The sequence below is a fragment of the Gemmatimonas aurantiaca T-27 genome (assembly GCF_000010305.1).
GTDB lineage: Bacteria > Gemmatimonadota > Gemmatimonadetes > Gemmatimonadales > Gemmatimonadaceae > Gemmatimonas > Gemmatimonas aurantiaca.
On sequence record NC_012489.1, the window covers coordinates 1,224,022 to 1,247,122 of the forward strand.

Sequence of the window (23,101 nt, forward strand, 5' to 3'; positions counted from 1 at the left end):
GGTACCGCCTCCTCCGTCCCGCTTGCACTCGCCTCCCGCCACGCCCCTATTTGACGAGTTGCGTGTCTCGTCGGACCGGCTTGCGGTCGGCCGACTGAACCCCGGAGGATGCCTCGTGTTGCGATCGCTCCCGTTGTCCGCCCTCGCGCTGGCGGTGTCGTTACTCCCTGCTTCGTCACTGGTGGCGCAGGCCGCTGCTGGTGGAGCGCGCGGCACACCGCCGCGGCCATTGCCACTCGAAGCCACGCGCAGCTATGCGCTGGATACCAGAGAAGGCACGTGGTTGTCCGTGGACATCAGTCCCGATGGCAAGCAGATCGTGTTCGATATGCTCGGCGATCTGTATACGATGCCGTTTGCCGGCGGCGAAGCCACGCGCATCACCAACGGTCTCGCGTTCGACGCGCAGCCGCGCTTCAGTCCCGACGGCAAGTCGGTGGTGTTCATCTCGGACCGACAGGGCGCCGACAACGTGCACACCATCGATCTCGCGACCAACGAGATCAAGGAGATCACGCGCGGCCGCACCAACGTGTATCTGTCTCCCGAGTATTCGCCGGACGGGCAGTACATCGTGGCCAGCAAAGGCAGTTTCCGCGGCGCCTTGCCCACCTTGTGGATGTACCATGTGCGCGGGGGCAGTGGCGTGTCGCTGTACACGGCGCCCGCCAACGCGGCGCCTGGCACCGCCGTGCAGCAGGCCGGCGCATCGTTCAGCCCTGATGGACGCTATCTGTGGTACACGCAGCGCACAGGCGCCTGGCACTACAACGCACAGTTCCCGCAGTACCAGGTGTGGACATACGACCGCGAGACTGGCGAACGGGAAATCCAGTCCACGCGATACGGATCGGCGGTACGCCCCACCGTGAGCCCCGACGGCAAGTGGATGGTGTACGGCTCGCGCTATGAAAACAAAACCGGACTGCGCATCCGCGACCTGGCTTCGGGTGACGAGCGCTGGCTGGCCTATCCGACGCAGCGCGACGAGATGGAGACGCGTGCCCCGCTCGACGCATTGCCCGGCATGAGCTTCACGCCCGACTCCAAGGAGATCGTGGCGAGCTACGGCAAAAAACTGTGGCGCGTGGCGGTGGACGGCAGTGGTCAGGTGGAGATCCCGTTCCATGTGAAGGCCGACGTGGCCGTTGGTCCGGAGGTCTCGTTCACCTATCCCATCTCCGACAGCGCCCAGTTCACCGTACGCCAGATCCGCGACGGTGTGATGTCGCCCGACGGCAAGCAGTTGGCGTTCATCTCACTGGACAAGTTGTACGTGATGGACTGGCCGTCCGGCACACCGCGCCGCGTCTCCACGCTGAATGACATCGAAGCGGAACCGGCCTGGTCACCCGATGGCCGTTCGCTCGCCTGGGTGACATGGGCCAACAATGGTGGCCGCTTGTACAAGAGCGCCATGGTCGCTGGGCGCGCCACACGTGTGCTGCCCGTGAGCGCGAGTACTGGCACGTTCCGGCAGCCGGTGTGGTCGCCCAATGGCGCACGCATTCTGGTGTTGCAGTCTGGGGCCCAGGGCCGTCGCGATCAGACCGGCGTGACGGGCACGACGCAGCTCATGTGGTTCGCCGCCAACTCCACCAGCACCAACGGTGACGCCGGCACACTCATCGCCCGCGCGGCTGGACGCAGCAAGCCTCACTTCTCACGCGACACCACCCGCATCTATCTGTCGTCCAACAACGGTCTCGTCTCCATTCGCTGGGATGGTACCGACGAGCAGCGCCACCTCCGTGTGGTCGGTGGCGGCGGTGACGGTGCGGCCGATGATGATCATGCGCACACCGACATGACGGTGGCCGAGCTCGAGCTGCAGCGCACACCGGAGGAACCCAACTCCCCCGGGCCGCCAGCGCAACTCGTGATGATCTCGCCCAACGGCGATGTCGCCCTCGCGCAGATCAACCAGGACTTCTACACCGTCACCATCCCACCGCGTGGTACGCAGGCCACGGTCAACATCGCCGATCCCAACACGGCGAGTTTCCCGGCGCGCAAGCTCACCGATATTGGCGGGCAGTTCCCGGCCTGGTCGAGCGATGGCAAGCGGCTGCACTGGTCCATCGGCAATGCGTTCGTGTCGTTCGATGTCGACTCGGCCGCAGCACGCGACGCCGCCATTGCCATCGCTCGTCGCGACAGTGTGCCCGAGGCCTCACGGCCACGTCCGTACGTGCCGCTCGAGCAGCGCATCGTCATGCAGGGCACGCGTGATATTCCGTCGGCCACCGTGGTGCTGCGCAACGCCAAGCTGGTGACGATGAAGGGCGATGAAGTCATTGCCCGCGGTGATGTGGTGGTGAAGAACAATCGCATCACGGCCATCGGTGCTGCAGGCACGGTGACGGTGCCGTCCGGCGCCACCGAGATGGATCTGGCCGGCGCCACGATCATTCCCGGTTTCGTGGACACGCATGCCCACCTGCGCGCCGAACGTGGCTCCATTCACGAATCGCAGCCGTGGGCATATCTGGCCAATCTGGCGTTCGGGGTGACCACCACGCGCGATCCGCAGACGGCGACCACCGACGTGCTCACGTATCAGGATCTGGTGGAAACAGGGCAGATCATTGGCCCGCGCGTCTACTCCACCGGCCCCGGCATCTTCAGCACCGACAATATTCGCGACCAGGAGCATGCCCGCAGCCTGCTCAAGCGCTACAGCAGCTACTACGACACGAAGACGATCAAGATGTACGTGTCGGGTGTGCGTCAGGTGCGACAGTGGATCATCACGGCGGCGCGTGAGCAGCAGCTCATGCCGACCACCGAAGGTTCGCTCGACGTGAAGTTGAATCTCACGGAAACGCTCGACGGATATCCGGGTCTCGAACATTCCATCGGCATCGTGCCGCTGGGTGCCGACATCGTCAACTTCCTGGCCTGGTCGAAGCGTACATACACGCCCACACTGCTGGTGAACTATGGCGGACCGTGGGCCGAGAACTACTTCTACACGAAGGAAGACCCGTGGGCCAATCCAAAGCTGCAGCGCTTCACGGCCTACGAAGAGCTCGCACTCAAGACACGTCGCCGTATGGCCAGCATGCCCAATGGTGGTACAGCGGGCGGTTGGTTCCGCGATGATGAGTACATCTTCCCGCAGCTAGCCACCGACGCGGCCGGGGTGTTGCGCGCCGGTGGACGCATCGGCGTGGGTAGCCACGGTCAGCTCCAGGGCCTCGGATATCACTGGGAGTTGTGGGCCATGGCCACGGGTGGTCTCACCACGCTCGAAGCCTTGCGCGTGTCCACCATCATCGGCGCCACCGCCATCGGTCTGCAGAATGACCTTGGCTCGCTGGAAGTGGGCAAGCTGGCCGACCTGTTGGTACTCGACCGCGACCCAACGACGGATATCCGCAATACCAACAGCATCCGCTACGTCATGAAGAACGGCCGCTTGTACGACGGTAATACGTTGGCCGAGCAGTATCCGACCAAGCGTACGGGGCCCGAAGTGCCAAACCGCCCCATCACGCCGAATACCAAGGCGGGCACGGGCAACTGATCTTTGGGAATGCCGAGGCGCTCGCTTGGGCGCCTCGGCAATACCGGGTTTCTTGAAATGACGGTTGCGCAGCCGATTCTGCGCATAGCAGGAAGGACGTCCTTTCACGCCTCCTTCCCGTCGTGCCATGCCTCGTTCTTTCGGTGGGCCTCTCGCATCGCGCGCCGTACGCGCGCTTCTGCTGTTTTCGTGGGTGTTGTCGTCGGCATGCGGCGGCGGGGGCGGGGGAGACGGCACGCCGGTCATCCCCACCACACCAACACCGACCGGCGGCTTCATCTTGTCGGTCCTGGCCCCCGTGACGATCACGGCCGGACAATCCGGTACGGCCACGGTCGTCATCACCCGTACCAATGGCTTCACGGGCGAAGTGAGTGTGGCGGCGCCATCTGCACCCACCGGAATCACCGCGACCGTGACGGGCTCACCAACCACATTGTCCGGCGTTTCAGTTACGGTGGCGGTCGCTTCGACCGTGGCAGCGGGAAGTTATGCCGTTCCGCTGCGTGCCACGGCGACCGGTATCGCCGAACAAAGTGCCTCGATTGCGGTAACTGTGAATGCTGCGCAGCCAGTCGCGTTTTCACTGTCGGTTGATCCGGTGGAGTTCGAGTTGCCGGCGGGCAACGGATGGACCGCCAATGGCATTGTGAGTATCGTGCGCAATGCCGGCTTTACCGGCGCCGTCAATGTGTCGGTTACGGGATTGAGTGGGGCGAGCGGCGCCGTCGTCGCAGCATCTCCATCGGCCATTGCCGCGACGGAAACCGCCAGCAATCTCATGGCTCTCACACTCGAAGGCGCTGCGCCTGGTGTGTACACAGGTACCGTGCGCGCCACGGCGACAGGTTTTGGTGAACAGACTGCCACGGTACGCGTGCGAGTGTCGGCCCCGAGTACGGGTACGGTGCGTTGGACGTTCTGCAATGCGAGTCGGGTACCGCGGTTCTTTGCCGTGCGAGACGGCAGTGGGGCGTGGCGACACATCGTGCCAGCCGGACCGGCCGCCGCCACCACCGGCAATCCAACCACGTTTTCCTTCTCGCTCGCGCAATCGACGGCGGGCATTGCGATGGTCAGCCTCGGCGAGAAAACCAGCGCCTCGCCGCTCATTCAAGGCTTTCGCTGGGACGTGTACTACCTCACCGCGCAAGAGGTGGCCGAGCAGGCTGCTGCCGAGTGTGTGCGGTGGCCCGATGTCACCACACGCACGGCCACGGCAACGGTGAGCGGCTATCAGTCGTTCGATGCGATGGTTGCATCGGCGAGTCGCTACGCGCTGGTCAACACCGGCACCACCGGGACCGCATCCACCACATTGACCGCGAACAATCTCAAAGCGGGCAGCTTCGATCTGTTCGTCACCCGTTCTTCGTTCACCGGCGGCGGCACGTCTCCCATCGTGCCACAAGGGGTGATCCTGCGCCGTGCGCTCGATCCGGCGAACGGCGCCGTGCTGTCGGCACTCAACTACGGCACGGAAGGATTTGCTCCGGCGGTTGGCACGGTGACATTTGGCAACACGAACGGTGAGTCGTTCTTCACCGCGCAGACGTTCATGACGAGTAACGCACTCAATGGACTGTTCAGCGCGGTAGCCTCTTACACACAAATTGCGCGGCCGTGGTATGGTGTGCCGGCGTCGCGTCTGCAGGCGGGTGATCTGCATCAGATTGTGGCCACGACCAGCACCAGTGCGGCCCGTCGTGCGGTGATTGCGTTTGCCGATCAGGTGTCCACTCGCACGCTCGATTTTGGTCCGGCTCTACCCACGCCATCTGTGGCGGCTGGTGCGACCGCCACGCCATGGCTCATTCGCGCCACCGGCACATTGCCCACAGAGTACCACGCACGCGCTTCGTTGTATCTGCGCGAAACTATCGCCGACCCACGCGCCGTGATGATCACTGCCTCACGCGGCTATCTTGGCGGATCGGGTACGTACGAGGTGAGTATCCCCGATCTGTCGGCTGCCACGGGCTTCACGTTCTTCTGGAATGTGCGCCGCGGCACGCCGGTGCGTTGGACCGTGACGGGCGGCGAGGGGGACGCTGGATCGGTCGACGAAACCTTCTGCATGCTGATCGGCATCTGTCCGGTGAAGCCGGTCAGTGGCATGGTGTACAAGTCGGCACAGGCGACGGGCTCGGTGGTCGTGCCCTAGCGACTGGACTGTCGAATAGCCGCCGCTCTCGCGTCGCGCTAAAATCCCGACATGTCCAAGCCTGTGGTCACCATTCGGCACCATCTCATCGCGTTCGCGGTGTGTACGGCGGCCGCGTTGCTGCTGCTCTGGCCCGTGTTGGGTGGCCAGATCCTGTTCGGCGGCAGCCGGTCAGACATGTTCATTGCGGGATACTCGTTTCGGTTGTTCGGCGCCGAGTCGTGGCTGAACACCGGGAGTATCCCACAATGGAACCCCTACATCTTTGGGGGGCTGCCGTACATCGGCGCCATGCACGGCGACATCTTCTATCCAACTGCATGGCTGCGTTGGACAATGCCGGTGGACATCGCCATCACATTGGGTATGGCGTTGCACTTCGTGCTCGCAGGGTGGTTCACCTATCGCTTTGTGCAGGCGCTCGGGCTCAGCGTGGGAGCCGCCCTCTTTGCCGGCGTGGCCTACGAGCTCACCGGTATTGTTGCTTCGCAGATGAGCCCAGGACACGATGGCAAGCTGTTTGTCTCGGCGCTCACACCACTGGCCTTCTGGGTGTTGTTGCGGGCCATACGCCATGATCAACGCTGGGCGTTTGGTGCCTTTGCCATTGTGGTCGCACTGATTGTGCTCGGCCACTATCACATGGCCTATTTTTTGTTGCTCGCGCTCGGATTGTGGGCGCTCTATCTGGCATGCTGGGATACGGAGCGGTCCCGGACGCATCCAGCATGGAAGCCGCTGGTGTGGTCGCTGGGAGCCGTGGTGGTGGGACTTGGCATCGCCGCGCTGCAGGTGCTGCCGTTTGTGTCCTACATCCCCTTCTCGCCCCGTGCCGATGGCGGTCCCGATACGGGTTGGCAATTCGCCACCAGCTACGCGTTCCCGCCATCGGAAGTCATGACGTTGCTGCTGCCGCAGTTCAACGGCGTGCTCGATCAGTATTGGGGAAACAACCCCATCAAGCTGCACACCGAGTACATGGGCGCCTTGCCGCTCGTACTGGCGGCATTGGCTATTGGCGATGTCCCCCGTCGCCGCATGGTTGTGGCGCTTGGTGTAGGTGCGGCGTTTTTTCTGCTGCTGTCGTTCGGCGGGCATACCCCGTTCTATCGTCCGTTCTATGAACTGCTGCCTTTGCTCAAGAAGATTCGGGCAATGGGTATGGTGTTCTATCTGCCGGCGTTCCTCATCTGTGTGATGTCGGCGTTTGGCGTCGAGCGGTTGCTTGCCCGGCAGGCGAGTGCACGCTCCATACTGACTTCGGGCGGTGTTGTGGTTGGTATCGCCGTCCTTGGGTCGCTTGGAGGACTGCAGGCGTTCGCCGAAGCGCTGGCGATCCCGGAACGAGCGGAGGCTGTCATGGCCAACGCGGCCGCCCTGCGCGAAGGATCCCTGCGGCTCCTGGTGGTGGCCGTGCTCGCCTTCAGCGCGATATGGGCCGCCAATACCGCGCGCACGACGAAGACCACATCGATGGCGCTGTTGCTTGGGGTGCTGTGTCTCGATTTGTGGAGCATCGATCGCATGTTCTACAACTTCTCGCCCAGGGCATCGGCGTTGTTTGCCGATGATGCCATTACCACCAGACTGCGGCAGGTGAAGGAGCCCTATCGGGTACTGGATGTGGCCGACAGTTATGGCTGGTCGTTGTTGATGGCCTATCGCATCCCGTCCGCACGTGGCTATCACGGGTTTTCGCTTCAGCGCTACAACGAATTGGGTGGAGCGCAGGAGGGCTGGCGCAATCTCTATGCGCCAACGACGCTGGATCTGCTGGCCATCAACCACTTGATCCTGCCGGATACGCAGTCTGTCAGTGGATTCCATCGTGTGATTGGCCCCGTACAGACGACATTCGGTACGTCGGCCGTGCTGTATGAGCGCGACGAGTATGCACCCTATGCGCGCGTTGTGGCGTCTGTCGCGAAGGTGCCGGATACACAGAGCGCTGCGCTCATCAGCGACCCACGGTTTCCCGTACGACAGGTGGCACTGTTGCCTGATTCGGCGGCCACGCCGGTGCCGGTTTCCATCACACCACCATTCTTGTCGTCCACGGTGACCGCTTCGGTGACGAGCTGGTCGCCGGGAATCATTGCGATTGCACTGAACGGTGCAGCAGTCGCCGCCACGCAACTGGTGGTCTCCGAAAACTGGTTCCCGGATTGGCATGCCGAAGTCGACGGACAGCCAGCGGTGGTCCGGCGCGCTGACCATGCGCTGCTGGCGGTGGACCTCCCGCCCGGCGCGAAGGAGGTACAACTGCGCTTCGAATCCGCGAGTTATGCCCGAGGGAAGCAGATCAGCGCTATCTCGCTGCTTGTCGCGTTGGGCATGATAATCGTGCCGGCGTGGCGCAGCAGGCGGCGCATGGCACCCACGCCGGCTACATCGACGTAGCCGACGCAATACGGCACGCGGCATCCAGCAGCAGTTCGTCATTCCCGCGCGCGGCGATGAGGGACAGGCCAATTGGTCCGCCTTCGACCTTGGCCAGCGGCATGGAGAGCTGTGGCAACCCACCAAGCCCCGCGATGCAGAGCAGGGCCAGCGAGCGTTCACGTACGGTCACCGTTTCCGGCAACGGCAGGCCGCGCCGTGGCGCGCAATCTGGCACGGTGGGCAAGACCATCACCGCGTTGTCGGCGAGCAGGGCATCGAGACGCTGCTGGATACGCACGCGCTCGGCGGTCATCGCTTCCACCTCCGGCACGGTCACCTTCGACGCCGCTTCGAAACGCGGGGCAATCTGCGCGCCAAACGTTGGGCGCATCTGACGGACCCACCCACCATGGGTCTTCCAGATCTCGCCGAATTGCAGCACACGAAACACCTCGTACCATGCAGGCAGACCATCGGGGCTCACCGTCACCGGACGTAAAGCCCCAAGCACACCACTCACCGCGCTGACCGCGGGCATGAGCGCATCATCGACCCCCGGCATGGTGTGGGCAAACGCGTCGGAAGCGTAGAGCAAGGCGCCCGGTTCTCCGGACTCGTGCGCACCAGACGATGCAAACAGTACCTGGCCGACCCGACGCAGCAGCTCGGGATCCCGTGCAAACCACCCACAGGTATCGAACATCGGCGCCAGCGGGCACGCTCCGGCGAGGGAGATACGGCCATGGGTGGGACGCAGGCCGTAGATGCCGCAGAAGCTGGCCGGTGCCCGCACCGAACCACCGGTGTCGCTACCGATCGCAAAGTCCACCAGGCCACCGGCCACCGCGCTCGCCGATCCGCTCGACGATCCACCCGGCACGCGGTCCGGCGCCGCCGGATTGATGGGCGTGCCGTAGTGTGCGTTTTCGCCGGTGAGACTGAACGTCATCTCCTCGGTGTGTGTCTTGCCCACCATGCGCGCGCCCGCCGCGAGCAGGGTGTCGAGTACCGGCGTGTTCTGCATCGCCGGCGGATGCGTGCGGAACCAATCGGGGCTGCCGAAACCGGTGCGATGTCCGGCCACATCGAAGTTGTCTTTGAGTCCGAACGTCAGGCCGACCAAGGGCCCTTCGGTGGCACCACCCAACGCCACATGCGTGTGACGGCAGAACGCGTTGAACGGATCGCGTGAGAGAATGGAATCCGCTGGATGGTTCATGGCTCAACCGGAGGGGACGGCGGCGTGGTCGGTGTCGACGACGCACGATCAAACGGTGTGTCTTTCGACGGATCTCTTGACGCGTCGAGTTGCCCCGTGCCTTTGCGGCCTGTGATGGCCAACAGCACCACCGATCCGAACATCATCGATGTGCGGATGACGAGCGCGAGCAACAACACGAGGAACAGCACGATGGCGCCCTGCGCGATCCAGTTCCCCCACGACCCGGCCTGTTCCATCGCTGGCGATCCTAGCGCTGCGAGGGGCGCGGATGATCACCACTGACGGTCAACAACGAATCCGACAACGACAGCGACGGCGCCCGCACTACGGCCAATAGCGGTGCGGTCATCACCGTGGTCACCAACGCCATCACCACCATCATGGCGAAGAGTTCGGGGGAGATCACGCCGAGATCGAGTCCCATGTGCAATACCACGAGCTCCATGAGGCCGCGGGTGTTCATCAGCACGCCCAGTGCGCCGGCATCCCGCCAGGACTGTCCACTCAAGCGGGCGGCGAATGCGGTGCCACCCACTTTGCCAGCCACAGCCACCACCAATACCGCCACGGTGATGAGCAATCCATCGCCGGCGGCAATCAGGTCGAAGCGGGTGCGCAGTCCGGTGTAGGCGAAGAACAGTGGCAACAGCAGGATCACGAGCAGATCACTCAACTGACTCGCGACGGCCTCGGGGAATGCATGGGCGCGGGGCATCGCTACACCGGCCAGGAACGCACCGAACAGTGCGTGAATGCCCAGCCACTCGGTCACCAACGCCGACGACAGCACCGTCACAATCACGACGCCCATCGTGGACGCGCCAATGCGACCATTCACCAGCGGCTTCTCGGCGAGGCGGGCCAGCATCGGGCGCGCCACCTTCAACATCACGATCACGAACGCCAGCGATCCGCCCAGCGTGAACAGCAGCGTGGTCGCGACACCGTTCGCGCGTACCAGCGCGACCACAGCGGCCAGCAGGCACCACGCGGTCACATCATCCACCGCTGCGCAGGCGATCGCCAATCCACCGAGCGGGGTTTTGGTGAGCCCTTTGTCCTCGAGAATACGCGCGAGCACCGGGAACGCCGTCACACTCATGGCCGCGCCCACGAACAGCGCAAATGGCGCAAAGGCCACGTTGGACGGCGCGACCTTGGGATACAGCCACACCGCCAGTACCACGCCCATCGTGAACGGTGCGGCAATGCTGGCGTGGCTCGCAATCACGGCGGCACCGGCCTGGCGCCGCAACGAGTTCAGATCGAGATGCAGGCCCACGAGGAACAGGAACATCAGCACGCCCAACTGGCTGAGCGCACTGAGAAACCCGAGACTCTCGGCAGGGAACAGCGTGGTGCTCACGTCCGGCAACAAGGCACCCAGAATGGACGGACCCAACAGAATGCCCGCCAACATTTCGCCAATCACACTGGGCTGTCCAATGCGCTCGAGCAGATAGCCGGTCGCACGGGCTGCGATGAGCACCACTAGCAACTGCGCCACCAGCAGGCCGACTTTCACATTGGCGGAGGCTGTTGCTTTGGGTGCACTCGTGGTGGCTGCCTCTGCTATCGGCACCGCGCTGGATGTACCGGCGGAGACCACTGCGCCATGCGGCGTGTTGCTCGTGATGGTCGCAAGTGTGGACTGCTGGTCCGGACCGAACCACAACACCAGTGCCAGCACGATGGCCGGAATGCCCACCAGCAGCAGGTAGTGCAATGGTGATACACGGGTTTCGGACATCCTGCTGCTCCATGGTACGTTGGTCCTTTGGCCACTGGCGACCCGGAGAGGAACATAATGGGTCGCCCAAAACCCGATGTATCACCTCTTCCTTGATTTGACCGACCGCCGAGGGTGGGGTATGCTCTGGCATGATCAGACGCGTGTGGAGCCCGGCCCGGCTGGTCTGCGCCCTGGCATGTTGGCTGAGCGTCGGCACAGCGGCTCGGGCACAGAATCCTGCTCATCCTCCCGCGATGGGGCAGGCGCGCACCTACGCCATCACCGGTGGCCATTGGTTCAATGGCACACGTTTTGTGCGTGACACCTGGTATGTGGTGCAGGGGCGTTTTCGCCATGCGCCCCCCGCGCGTATCGACACCACGATCGAACTCGATGGCGCTTTTGTGGTGCCACCGTTCGGCGAAGCGCACAATCACAATATCGACTCCACATCGCGTCTCGCGGGTCTGCTCACGCGATACCGCCAGGATGGGGTGTTCTTTGTGCAGAACCCGAGCATCCTTCCCGCCTCACGGGATGCGCTCACGGGCGTGGTGAACGTCCCGGCTTCTCTCGATGTGACGTTTGCGCTCGGCGGACTCACGGGACCGGGAGGGCATCCGTGGTTGGTGGCCAAGCGCAACCTCGACCGGGGTGCCTGGACAGTCGCACAGACCGATGGGGCCTTCTACTGGACGGTCGCCAACCGGGATGAACTCGAGGCGAAGATGCCGCAGTTGCTCGCGCAGCGTCCCGACTTCATCAAGGTGTTTCTGCTCTACGCCGATGAATATGCCCGTCGTCTCGCCGACAGCAGCTCCATCGGCTGGCGTGGCATCGATCCCGCTCTGCTTCCTGTGCTTGTCACGCGCGCGCATGCTGCAGGAAAGCGTGTGGTGGCGCACATCGAAACGGCGGCGGATTTTCGGATCGCGGTACAGGCGGGCGTGGATCAGATCGCCCACATGCCCGGCTTTCGAGGTGACGAACGTGTCCGGCTTCCCGTGCCTTCGCGCTATCTCCTCACCGAGGCCGATGCGCGCCTCGCGATGCAGCGCGGTACGGTGGTGATCACGACGCTGGGGGGGGCGGCCACTCTCGATCCGGCCGGACCGGATAGCAGCACACGCAGAGCGCTCGATGTGTTGCACCGTGAGAACCTGCGCACGCTGCAGCGCCAGCGCGTACGCCTCGCGATCGGCAGCGATACCTATAGCGATGACTCACGCGACGAAGTGGCGTACCTGCGCACCTTGCGTGTGCTTTCTGATACCACGCTGCTGCGTATCTGGGCGATGGACACGCCGCGGGCAATTTTCCCGTCGCGCCGTCTGGGTCGGTTTGTCGAGGGATTCGAAGCCCATCTGCTGGCGCTCGATTGCAACCCGTTGATGCGTTTCGACTGCACCACATCCATCCGCCTTCGCATGAAGGCGGGTCAGTTGCTGACTCCCTGACACAGCGCGCTATGCGCGCCGTGTCCGGGTTGCCACGACAAAAAAGCCGGTCGCCACGCCCAACGTGACCAGCAGTACCACCCACTCGGCCTGCGTGATGCTCGTCAGCAGCCACGCGATCAAGGCGATGGTGATGAACGGAATGATCGGACCACCCGGCACCGCAAATGGCACCGCACCTTCCTGACGAATGCCCCGCCGGCGCAGCATGATCGTTGCCGCCGCACAACCGGCGTACAACAGCAGTGCTGCCAGATTCGAGATCACGGCCAGTGCTTCGAACGAATTGAACACGGCCAACGAAGCCACCAGTGTGGTCTGCAGCAAAATGGCCACATGCGGTGTGCGCCACGTGGGATGGATCGATCCCACCACCTTGGGCAACAAGCCGTCCTCCGCAAACCGGTACAGCGCGCGCGGGACGGCCAGCGTCATGCCGCTCACGTAGCCGAACATCGAGATCGATGCGCCGATCAGCAACAGCAGGCGGCCCGGTGTCCCCAGGAATGATTCGGCCGCAAACGCCAGCGGCGCGGCCGTGCTCGTGGCCAACCGATCACCAAGCAAACCTGCCGCGACCAGGTGTACCGCGAGATACAGCAGCGTCACGCCGATCATCGCGATGGCCAGGGCACGTGGCACGGTGCGCGCCGGATCCTTCACTTCGCCGCTCGGCACCAGTGCCGTTTCCACACCGCTGAATGCAAACACCAGCACGATGGCCGCCCGGGCCATGCTCGACGCACTGGGCAACTCGCGCACCGCGATATTGTCGGGCTGGATGAAAAACACACCGATGGCCACGAACGCGATCAGTGGCAGCAGCTTCGCCACGCTGGCCACCATGATCAGCTTCGTGCCTTGCTCCACGCCACGCATGTTGATTGCCGCGAGCAGCAGGAACATCGCGACGATGATGGGCACGCGTAGTCCGTCCACACCGAAGAGCGCGCCCAGTCCCTCGGCAAATGCCGACGACACACCGGCCACGGCCGTGGTGCCAAGCATCCACAGCAGCACCCCCGCCAGAAAGCCCACGTAGCGGCCGAACACCGCCTCGACGTACGCGTACGGGCCGCCGGTCAGTGTGATGCGACTGCCGGCTTCGGCGAAACACAACACCACGCAGCCCATCACGGCCGCGCAAATCAGATAGACAAAAGGCGCCGCCGGACCGGCGGCAGCGGCGGCACTGGCCGGGAGGCGAAAGATGCCTCCACCGACGGTGACATTGAAAATGCTGGCGGCGAGGCCCCAAACGCCAACCGCGCGGACGAGTTCTCGTCCGCGCGGTGACATGGTGCTCGAAGATGTTTGATCAGGCACGTGACAGGAGTGGGATAAGCATCAGGGCCACGATGTTGATGATCTTGATCAGCGGGTTGATGGCCGGGCCAGCCGTATCCTTGTACGGATCGCCTACGGTATCACCCGTCACAGCGGCCTTGTGGGCTTCGGAGCCCTTGCCGCCATGATTGCCTTCTTCGATGTACTTCTTGGCGTTGTCCCAGGCGCCGCCGCCGGTGCACATCGAGATGGCCACGAACAAGCCGGTTACGATGGTGCCCATCAGCAGGCCACCGAGGGCCGCGCCGCCAAGCAGCAGGCCCACCAGCACCGGGATCACCAGCGGCAACAGCGACGGCAGCATCATCTCACGGATAGCCGCCTTCGTGAGCAGGTCCACCGCGCGATCATACTGCGGCTTCTGCGTGCCCTGCATGATGCCGGGCAGTTCACGGAACTGACGACGCACTTCTTCCACCACCGCACCAGCCGCGCGACCCACGGCCTGCATGGCCGACGCACCGAACAGGTACGGGATCATGCCGCCGATGAGCAGGCCGATCACGACCTTCGGGTCATCGATCGAGAACGAGACGGTCGTGCCGAGGTGTTCGGAGAGCTTGCTGGAGTAGTCGGCGAAGAGCACCAGCGCGGCGAGACCGGCCGAACCGATCGCATAGCCCTTGGTGACGGCCTTCGTGGTGTTGCCGACGGCGTCGAGCGCGTCGGTGATCTTGCGGATTTCCGGGCCGAGATGGCTCATCTCGGCGATGCCACCGGCGTTGTCGGTGATCGGGCCATACGCATCGAGCGCCACGATCATTCCCGCCATGGAGAGCATGGACGTCGCGGCGATGGCAATGCCGTAGAGACCGGCGATCTCATAGCAACCGTAGATGGCCGCAGCCACGACCAGTACCGGTGCGGCCGTGGAACGCATCGACACCGCCAGACCGGCGATCACGTTGGTGCCGTGACCTGTTTCCGACGCCTTGGCGATTTCGCGCACCGGGCCGTATTCGGTGGCCGTGTAGTACTCGGTGATCACCACCAGCGCGGCCGTGAGGGCCAGGCCGATCATCGCACAGTAGAACAGTGACATGCCCAGTTCACCCGGGAACATCGTCTTCGTCACGAAGAAGAAGGCGACGGCCGCCAGCGCACCGGAAACGATCAGGCCGCGGTACAGCGCCGACATGATCTTGCCACCCGGCTTCACGCTCACGAAGAACGTGCCGACGATGGAGGCCGGAATGGACACGGCGCCAAGCACCAGCGGATACAGCACGCCGGTGTTGCCATACGTCGCGAAGCTGAGGCCGGCCACGAGCATCGCGGCGATCACCGTCACCGCGTACGTCTCGAACAGGTCGGCCGCCATACCGGCGCAGTCACCCACGTTGTCACCGACATTGTCGGCGATCACGGCCGGATTGCGCGGATCGTCTTCCGGGATACCGGCTTCGACCTTGCCCACGAGATCGGCGCCGACGTCGGCACCCTTCGTGAAGATACCGCCGCCCAGTCGCGCGAAGATGGAGATCAGCGACGAACCGAACGCCAGGCCAACCATGGGCTCGAGCGCGTGCTTCACGGCTTCTTCGCCGGAGGCGCCGCCGATCACGTACATGTAGAAGCCTGCTACGCCGAGCAGGCCGAGGCCCACGACCAGCATGCCGGTAATCGCGCCGCCCTTGAAGCTGATATTGAGCGCTGCGTTCAGGCCGCTGGTCGCCGCCTGCGCCGTGCGCGAATTGGCGCGGACCGAGACGAACATGCCGATGAAGCCGGCTACACCGGAAAGGATCGCGCCGATCGCGAAACCGATGGCGGTCACCCAGCTGCCGAGCCCAAGGCCGACGGCAAGGAAGAGCACCACACCGACCATGGCGATCGTACGATACTGGCGCTTGAGGTAAGCATCGGCGCCAACCTGGATCGCTCCGGCGATCTCCTGCATGCGCTCATTGCCCGCGGGTTGGGCGATGATCCACCGCGCCGACACGATGCCATACACAATGGCAATCGTGGCGCAGACGAGCGCGAGAATGAGGGCGTACTGCTCGAGCACGTAGAGTTCCGTGGAGGGGAATTGTGTCGTCCGGGGCCCCCGCGGGAGCCCACGCGGGGCGCCTATTGGGGGGCAGCCCGAGGAAGATCATCGATAGGGCGGGCTGATGCCAGTGTTTTGGACATCCGCGGCTGCTTGTCCATGTGGGGGCTGGGCGGCAGCTTCCAGCCCATGCCGATCACGTCCCCCACCGCGGCGCCTACAACGCCTCCCCGCCTCGCTGCTCGTTTTGCCTCCTCACTGGCACTGCTCACCCTCCTGACAGGCTGTCGGGCCGCTGGCGGACCCGCCGGAGGAGCCCCCGCCGTGGGGGGAGCAGGTGGGGCCGCGACCACATATCCCACCCTCCCGTCGGCTTATGTGATTGCCGAGGGGCAGTCGCAGGTCGCGCCGGCGTTTGCCGATAGCACGCAATGGATCCGCGAGCGGCTCTGGGTGGAGACGGAATTCGACTCCGACTTCGATGGAAAGCCGGACCGCGTCCACGTGGACGTGACACGGCCAGGCGTCACGGCGTCCGGCGTCAAGGTACCGGTGGTCTATGAGACCAGCCCGTATTTTGCCGGCACGCTGGGCAACGAGAACGTGTTCTGGCCGGTGAAGCAGGAGCTCGGCGCCGAGCCGCCGGCGCGGGTGTTGGGCAAAGGTGTGCCGTTCAACGCCGGCCGCACCCGCATCGCCAATTCCCAGGTGCGCACTTGGGTGCCGCGGGGATTCGCGGTGGTGCACTCCGAATCGCCTGGCACGGGGCTCAGCCAAGGGTGCGTGACCATCGGCGGCATGAACGAATCACTGGCCCCCAAGGCGGTGGTGGACTGGCTCAACGGTCGCGCCAAGGGCTACACCACCGTGGACGGCACGCAGGAGGTGTCGGCGAGTGCCTGGTCCACCGGGAAGGTGGGTATGATCGGCACATCGTTCAACGGGACGCTGCCGGTGGCGGTAGCCACCACGGGCGTGGCTGGGCTCGAGGCCATCATCCCGGTGTCTCCCAACAACTCCTACTATCGCTACTACCGATCGAACGGCCTCGTACGCGCGCCTGGTGGTTATCAGGGCGAAGACGTGGATGTGTTGTACGACTACGTGCAGAGCGGCAATCCGGCCACGCGTGCGATATGCAACGAGCGGGTACGCGACGGGATCATCGCCAAGGGGATCGACCGGAAGACCGGGGACCTCAGTGATTTCTGGACGCAGCGCGACTATCTGCTGCAGGCCAAGGGCATTCGGGCCGCGATGCTCACCGCGCATGGCTTCAATGACTGGAACGTGATGCCCTCGCACACCGTGCTGATGGCCGATGCGGTGCGCGCCAACAAGGTGCCCGTGCAGATGTACTTCCATCAGGGTGGGCATGGCGGCGAGCCGCCACTGGCGATGATGAACCGCTGGTTCACGCGCTATCTGCTGGGCGTGCAAAATGGCGTGGAGAAGGATCCCCGCTCGTATGTCGTGCGTGAAGCCGCCAATCGCCAGACGCCGACTCCGTATGCCGAGTATCCCAATCCCGGCGCCGCCCCGGTGACGCTGTTTCCCGGTAGCAGCGGACGGTCGGTGGGTGTGCTCGCCTTCACGGCGCTTGGCGGGCAGGGACGCGAAACGATCACCGATGACGTCAACCAGGCCGGCGCTGTGCTGGCCGCCGCGCCATCGTCGCCCAATCGCCTGATCTTCGCCACGCCGATTCTCACGCAGCCCGTACACATCTCGGGCACCGCGCAGGTCTCGCTGCGCGTATCGTCCAGCAAGGCGGCCGCCAATCTGTCGGTCTGGTTGGTGGAACTGCCGTGGCCCGCCGCCGTGGCGGGTGGCAGTGGCAACGGCGGTATCATCACACGCGGCTGGGCCGATCCACAGAATGCCAAGTCGCTGCGCGTGTCCGAGCCGCTCAAGAGCGGCGAGTTCGTCACCGTGACATTCGATCTCGAACCCGATGACCAGATCGTGCCGGTGGGCAAGCGCATCGGGTTGATGGTCATGTCCAGCGACCGCGATTTCACGCTCTGGCCCGCGCCAGGCACCGTGCTCACGCTCGATCTCGATGCCAGTTCGCTGTCGCTGCCCGTGGTGGGCGGCGTGGCCGCACTGCAGCGTGCGATCCAATAATCGATTTTCGCCATGTCAAATTCTTCGCAGGACATCTTGATGCCGCGCCGCTGGCCACTGAGTGTGTCGGCGCTGCTGTTCGTGGGGCAGGTGGCTGGGTGTGCGACGTACAGTGCCTCGTCGGGTGGAGCAACACCGACGGCATCGTCCGCGCCATCGGGCGGTGTGTCCGCCTCTTCGCCCAGCATCGTGACGCCCACACCGCCGATGTCGGTGGCCAGGCCCACAGCCGCCAGCCAACGCGAGGACGCGCGTTGGGCCGACTCGGTGCTCGCCACACTCTCGGTGCGCCAGAAAGCGGCGCAGTTGGTGTGGGTCTGGGCACTGGGCGACTACACGCCGGTGGATGCACCTGCGTATGTGTCCATCGAACGTCAGGTGCGTGAACTCGAACTGGGCGGCATCATCATTTCGGTTGGTGGTCCGGCCGACATCGCACTCAAGGTGAATGCACTCCAGCGATCGGCGAAGTTGCCGCTGCTGGTGGGCGCCGATCTCGAGACCGGCGCGGCATTTCGCGCGCGTGGTGGCTGGTTCCTGCCCAATGCGATCGAACTCGGTGGGGCTACGTCATTCCCCTATCAGATGGGCATCGGCGCCACGCGTGATACCATGCTGGCGTACGAGATGGGACGTGTGACGGCGGTGGAAGGTCGGGCGATGGGCATTCACATGGCGTTTGCGCCGGTGCTCGACGTCAACAACAATCCGAAAAATCCTGTCATCAGTGGCCGGTCGTTTGGCGAAGATCCGGCGCTGGTGTCTCGTATGGGTGCCGCGCTGGTGCGTGGCATCCAGGAGAACGGGATGCTGGCCACCGGCAAGCACTTCCCGGGCCACGGCGACACCGATCAAAACTCACACCTCGAACTGTCGCGCGTGAATGTGTCGCGTGCGCGGCTCGACAGTGTAGAGCTGCGTCCCTTCCAGGCCGCCATCGATGCCGGAGTGCGTGGCATCATGACATTCCATGGGGATCTGCCGGCGCTCGACACGACACACACGGCGGCCACGTTGAGCCGAGCCGTGATGACCGACCTGCTCAAGCGCCAGATGCGCTTCAATGGGCTGCTCATCACCGATGCACTCGACATGAACGGGGTGCTCGGCAACCTCACCATGCAGGAAGCCACGTTGCGTGCCCTCGAGGCGGGCAACGATGTGCTGTTGATGCCCACCGACGCGCGTGCGTCCATTCAGGCCATGGTCGATGCCGTCGCCTCTGGACGTGTGTCGGAAGCCCGTCTCGATGAGTCGGTGCGCAAGTTGCTGATGGCCAAGCACGAATTTGGCCTGCATCGTGAACGTCTGGTGTCGGTGGAAGGGGTGCGTGATCGTGTGGGCACGCTCGCCAATCTCAAGCCGGCTGGTGAGGCAGCAGCAAAGGCCATCACGCTGGTGCGTGATTCATTGTCCCTGGTGCCGTTCCGCATGGCGCGCACGGCGCGCGTGGTCAGCATCACGGTGTCGTCACGTGTCGATATCAGCGCGGGCCGCGGCATCGATGCCGAACTGCGCGCGCAGTATCCGCAGTTGCTGTCGCTCACGCTCACGCCGGAAGTGGTCGCAGAAGCCACCGCCGGTGCGGCGGCTGGCAATGCGGGTGGCTATCGCGTGAGCCCCGACCCCACCATCCTGCCGGCGTCGGTGGAGAATGCACTGGCCATTGCGCGTGGTGCCGACATGGTGATTGTGTCGAGCTACATCGGTGCGGCCACGAACACGGCCAACATGAAGCCCACGGCGGGATTGCCTGAACTGCTCAACGGCCTCAAGGCGGCCAACACGCGCGTGGCGCTGGTGAGCTTCAACAATCCCTACCTCGCGCAGGGGTTGCCCCTCACCGATGTGCACCTCATCGCGTGGAGCCCGTGGACCATGTCGCAGCGCGCCGCTGGTCGCGCGTTGCTCGGCAAGGCGCCGATCACGGGTCAGCTACCGATCACCATTCCGGGCGTTGCCAACTTCGGCGCAGGTCTGCGGCGTTAGGTACTTACGGGGCCGTCGCCTGAGCCGGCCCGCGTATCAACTGCACGAGGGCGGCGGCGACGATGGCCGGATGTTCCTCGTGCAGCATGGTCCCCCCACCACGCACCGTATCCACGCGGACGTGACGCACATGTCGGCGGAGCATCGCCAACTGCGACGTATCGGGAGCACTGGGCGTGGCGAGATCGCCTACCAGGAGATGCACCGGCGCCGTGATATACGGCAGCACGTCCGCGATGGGCACGGAGTCCCTGGCGTTCCCCATCGCACGTAGTGTGCGCAGTCCCGCCCGGACGTCCCGTTCGATGGGGGCGAGGTAGGACTGCACCACCGCGCTGGTGATCCATGCATCGTGTGTGCTCTGTGCCCGGAGCGCGGCGGCAAACTTACGGCGTGCAACGGCCCGGCCGATGGGCGTGTCCACCAGCGGGGCGAAGGCGATGGCCATGCGCACGCCAGGCGTTCGTTGTTGATCCACCGGACCACCGGCAATGGACACGATGCCGTGCACGCGGGTATCCGGCCGTGCCGCCAACCGGTAGGCGATAGTGGCGCTTGTTCCTTGCGCGGCCACGACCACATGCCCCGATGGTGGCAGGAGGCGCTCTAACAACCGGTGCAGACGGTCAGCCTGCGCGCTCAGCGAATAGTCGGCGTGCGTCGGACGCAACGACGCCCCCATGCCCAGCGGATCTACGACCAGCACCGAGCATTCCGTCGGACCGAGTGCTCGCAATACGCTCGTCATGGAGGCCGCAGACCCCAGCGTGCCTGGTAGCAGCAGAATCGTGCAGAGCGACTGCCGAAGCGAGCCTGCTGCGCTCACCGCCAGTGAATCGGATGCGCCTGAAGACGCGACCCACTGCTGCAGTCGTGGAGCCTGCGCGCGTGGCGCACCGAGGGGCAACAGCAAGGCGAAGAAGAGTGCCGTAAGACGCACCCGTGTATACAGCGCGGTCCATGTCTCGGGCAGGCTGCTGGCTGGGTCACGGAGAGGACACGAAACGGCCCGCAGTCGCTACTTTTGTAGAATCACCCGTTTCCCCGTCGAGGAATTCTCATGCCGTTTGTCCGCACCGCCTTTGTTGTCGCTGCACTCACGACATCCGCGTTGGCATCCGCCACCGTGCTTGTGGCCCAGCATCGGGCCACCGATCTGACCGGCAACTGGACCTTCGCGGTGGTCACCGAGAACGGCACCGGCACGCCCGCGGTGGTCATGAAGCAGCAGGGTGATTCACTCAGCGGCACGTACGAGTCGTCCCGTATGGGCGCGCTGGCATTCAAGGGCAGCGTGAAGGACAAGGCGTTCACGTTCGTCGTGAATACCAGCGGCGGCACAGCGCTCACCTTCAGGGGCACCATCGTCGATGATGACCATGTGAAGGGCGATGTGGATTTTGCCGGTCAGGGCGGCGCGACGTTCACCGGCGAACGCCGTCGCTGACACTCGGCATGGCTCGTGCAGGTGTGTTGCGCAGATGCCGCCGGCTCAGGAAATCTGCGTAGTGCGCCTGCCAGCCTCGGAGTGATTCTTCGGACAAGGTGTCGAGCAGGTCCGTCACGTCGTCCACGGCCGCTTGCACCCCTTCCACTGTTTCACACGACTCGGCGGATTCGTTGGCGCTCACATGCATGATGATCACGTTGAGCTGATTGTTCACGCGGTCGGTGAGCATCTGCCGGATTTCGCGAATGGCCGTCGCGCGCAGGCGACGTTGGCGTCGGCGAATAAGCCAGAAGATGCCGCCGTGCAACACACCCACGATGAGCGCCGTCACGGCCATCACCGCCCAATAGCTGTCCTGGCTGGCGAGTCCGAGGCGCGGGATCAGCAGAATGACCGCCACGCCAGCGGCACTCAACCACAGTTCAATGTTGTCGACAAAATGACGCATGGTTCTCGCCGCTCAAGGGGACACGAGAACAGGCACATGCCTGAATTCACAATGTCCCGATTCTGCATCCTGAGCTGCGATATCGCCAGCCGCGCCGCCTGATGGCGCGACTACGTGACGTCTGCCGCCCCTGCGGGCACACCGCAGCTCGGGCAGTACGGATAGAACGCATTCTTGCGGGTGTGGCATCCCCCACACTGATCGAACAGGCGCAGACCGCAGTGTACGCAGAAATTGGCCGGACCATTCGGGCCGGTGGCAATGCGGCGCTCACATCCAGGACACACACCGGCATCGATGCGCTTGAGTGCTTCCTCATAAGGCAACGCACGACGGCGCTCGGCTTCCGTCTGCTGTTCCACCCGTTGCCGCTGCGCGAGATACCGACGCATGGCCCGAATGATGTACACCCCCGCAATGGCCGATACGACGATGCCCACGGCATAGCGTACGTAGCCGCCGTAACTCGGCAGGAACGGCACCAGCTCCACGAAGAACGCAAACACCGCGAACAACACGAAGCCGCGCAGCAGCGGCCAGTATTCGCTGCGACGTTTGCGCGCGACCAACCAACCCGCCAGTACCAGCAGCGGCAGGGTGAGCGCGAGGCGAATGCCAAAGACCTTGAGCTCCTGCTGGAAGCGCGCACGTTCGAACGTGCCCCGCGCGGCGATCTCGAGTTCCACTTCGGCTTCGCGATTGCTCTCCTGCGCCTGGGTGATGGCCAGCAGCGTTTCGTCGAGTTTCTCGACTCGTGACTCGGCCTCGCGTTCGGCAGCTTTGAGCGTATCGAGCCCACGCGTACGCGCCAGCACCTCGGGGTCCTGCGCGGGATCCGTGGTCGCTTTTCGTGTCGCCACCCAGGCATCAAAGCTCTCACGCTGCGACGTGTAGGCGTTGCGTGCGACGGCATGCTGTTGGGCGGCCCGATCCCGTTCGTCGCGGGTGGTGCGTTCCACTTGCAGCAACGAATCACGCTTGACGTGCAGCGGTGCGAGGCGGGTCGGGTCGATGAAGTCGGGGAGCTGCAGACTTTGCTCCACACCGGGCAGCTCGGCCACGATCTTTCCACCCAGGCCGATCAGGAACCCGGCGAAGACGATCGACACCGCCCACATCGCAATGGCGAAGAGCCGCTCAGGAACGCGAAAGGATCCGAACATGACACACGGATTGCAGGGTGAACCGCGGCACGAAGGCCGGCATGAAGGGCGCTGTACCGATGTACGCGGAAGCGGCACTCAGAAGATGCACTCACCTG

15 protein-coding genes are annotated in these 23,101 nt (G+C 64.2%); 7 read left to right on the forward strand and 8 right to left on the reverse strand.

Annotated elements, in window-relative coordinates; genetic code table 11:
- Positions 1–115: 115 nt before the first annotated feature.
- From GAU_RS05290 to GAU_RS05300, 3 genes are all read left to right on the forward strand, one after another.
- Positions 116–3,529 (forward strand): amidohydrolase family protein, encoded by a 3,414-nt coding sequence (locus GAU_RS05290; RefSeq protein WP_169307595.1) that lies wholly within the window; start codon positions 116–118, stop codon positions 3,527–3,529.
- Between the two features lie 127 nt (positions 3,530–3,656).
- Complete coding sequence (locus GAU_RS05295) at positions 3,657–5,693, forward strand: COG1470 family protein (protein WP_012682526.1); 2,037 nt, start codon at positions 3,657–3,659, stop codon at positions 5,691–5,693.
- Positions 5,694–5,744: 51 nt separating this feature from the next.
- Positions 5,745–8,093 carry a YfhO family protein gene (locus GAU_RS05300; protein ID WP_041265288.1) on the forward strand — a complete coding sequence of 783 codons (2,349 nt, stop codon included), beginning with the start codon at positions 5,745–5,747 and terminating at the stop codon, positions 8,091–8,093.
- On the opposite strand, the gene GAU_RS05305 is transcribed toward GAU_RS05300, so the two are convergent.
- From GAU_RS05305 to GAU_RS05315, 3 genes are read right to left on the reverse strand one after another with little or no spacing between them, the layout of a single operon-like run.
- Positions 8,080–9,294: an amidase gene (locus GAU_RS05305; RefSeq protein WP_012682528.1), complete on the reverse strand. Its 1,215-nt coding sequence runs from the start codon at positions 9,292–9,294 to the stop codon at positions 8,080–8,082. The two genes, GAU_RS05300 and GAU_RS05305, sit on opposite strands and share 14 nt — an antisense overlap.
- On the reverse strand, positions 9,291–9,533 hold the full coding sequence (locus GAU_RS05310) for a hypothetical protein (protein ID WP_012682529.1): 243 nt from the start codon (positions 9,531–9,533) through the stop codon (positions 9,291–9,293). Before GAU_RS05310 ends, GAU_RS05305 begins: the two co-directional genes overlap by 4 nt.
- An 11-nt stretch (positions 9,534–9,544) precedes the next feature.
- Positions 9,545–11,047 carry a cation:proton antiporter gene (locus GAU_RS05315; RefSeq protein WP_012682530.1) on the reverse strand — a complete coding sequence of 501 codons (1,503 nt, stop codon included), beginning with the start codon at positions 11,045–11,047 and terminating at the stop codon, positions 9,545–9,547.
- A gap of 236 nt (positions 11,048–11,283) precedes the next feature.
- On the opposite strand from GAU_RS05315, the gene GAU_RS05320 reads away from it, so the two are divergent.
- On the forward strand, positions 11,284–12,486 hold the full coding sequence (locus GAU_RS05320) for an amidohydrolase family protein (protein WP_052574252.1): 1,203 nt from the start codon (positions 11,284–11,286) through the stop codon (positions 12,484–12,486).
- 9 nt (positions 12,487–12,495) lie between these two features.
- On the opposite strand, the gene GAU_RS05325 is transcribed toward GAU_RS05320, so the two are convergent.
- Both GAU_RS05325 and GAU_RS05330 read right to left on the reverse strand, forming a co-directional pair.
- Positions 12,496–13,785 carry an APC family permease gene (locus tag GAU_RS05325; protein ID WP_012682532.1) on the reverse strand — a complete coding sequence of 430 codons (1,290 nt, stop codon included), beginning with the start codon at positions 13,783–13,785 and terminating at the stop codon, positions 12,496–12,498.
- 19 nt (positions 13,786–13,804) lie between these two features.
- Positions 13,805–15,844, reverse strand: a complete 2,040-nt coding sequence (locus GAU_RS05330) for a sodium-translocating pyrophosphatase (RefSeq protein ID WP_012682533.1) — start codon at positions 15,842–15,844, stop codon at positions 13,805–13,807.
- A 171-nt stretch (positions 15,845–16,015) separates the two neighbouring features.
- Between GAU_RS05330 and GAU_RS05335 the strand changes: the two genes are divergently transcribed.
- Positions 16,016–17,953 carry a Xaa-Pro dipeptidyl-peptidase gene (locus tag GAU_RS05335; RefSeq protein ID WP_012682534.1) on the forward strand — a complete coding sequence of 646 codons (1,938 nt, stop codon included), beginning with the start codon at positions 16,016–16,018 and terminating at the stop codon, positions 17,951–17,953.
- Between the two features lie 12 nt (positions 17,954–17,965).
- Positions 17,966–19,942 carry a glycoside hydrolase family 3 protein gene (locus GAU_RS05340; RefSeq protein ID WP_012682535.1) on the forward strand — a complete coding sequence of 659 codons (1,977 nt, stop codon included), beginning with the start codon at positions 17,966–17,968 and terminating at the stop codon, positions 19,940–19,942.
- Between the two features lie 4 nt (positions 19,943–19,946).
- On the opposite strand, the gene GAU_RS05345 is transcribed toward GAU_RS05340, so the two are convergent.
- The gene (locus GAU_RS05345; RefSeq protein WP_012682536.1) at positions 19,947–20,882 is read right to left on the reverse strand and encodes an alpha/beta fold hydrolase; all 936 of its coding nucleotides are present in this window, start codon (positions 20,880–20,882) and stop codon (positions 19,947–19,949) included.
- A gap of 120 nt (positions 20,883–21,002) precedes the next feature.
- On the opposite strand from GAU_RS05345, the gene GAU_RS05350 reads away from it, so the two are divergent.
- The gene (locus GAU_RS05350) at positions 21,003–21,389 is read left to right on the forward strand and encodes a hypothetical protein (RefSeq protein WP_012682537.1); all 387 of its coding nucleotides are present in this window, start codon (positions 21,003–21,005) and stop codon (positions 21,387–21,389) included.
- Here the strand turns inward: GAU_RS05350 and GAU_RS05355 are convergent.
- Both GAU_RS05355 and GAU_RS05360 read right to left on the reverse strand, forming a co-directional pair.
- Complete coding sequence (locus GAU_RS05355; RefSeq protein WP_012682538.1) at positions 21,367–21,840, reverse strand: hypothetical protein; 474 nt, start codon at positions 21,838–21,840, stop codon at positions 21,367–21,369. The two genes, GAU_RS05350 and GAU_RS05355, sit on opposite strands and share 23 nt — an antisense overlap.
- Positions 21,841–21,950: 110 nt before the next feature.
- Positions 21,951–23,003 carry a zinc ribbon domain-containing protein gene (locus GAU_RS05360; RefSeq protein ID WP_012682539.1) on the reverse strand — a complete coding sequence of 351 codons (1,053 nt, stop codon included), beginning with the start codon at positions 23,001–23,003 and terminating at the stop codon, positions 21,951–21,953.
- Between the last annotated feature and the right edge of the window lie 98 nt (positions 23,004–23,101).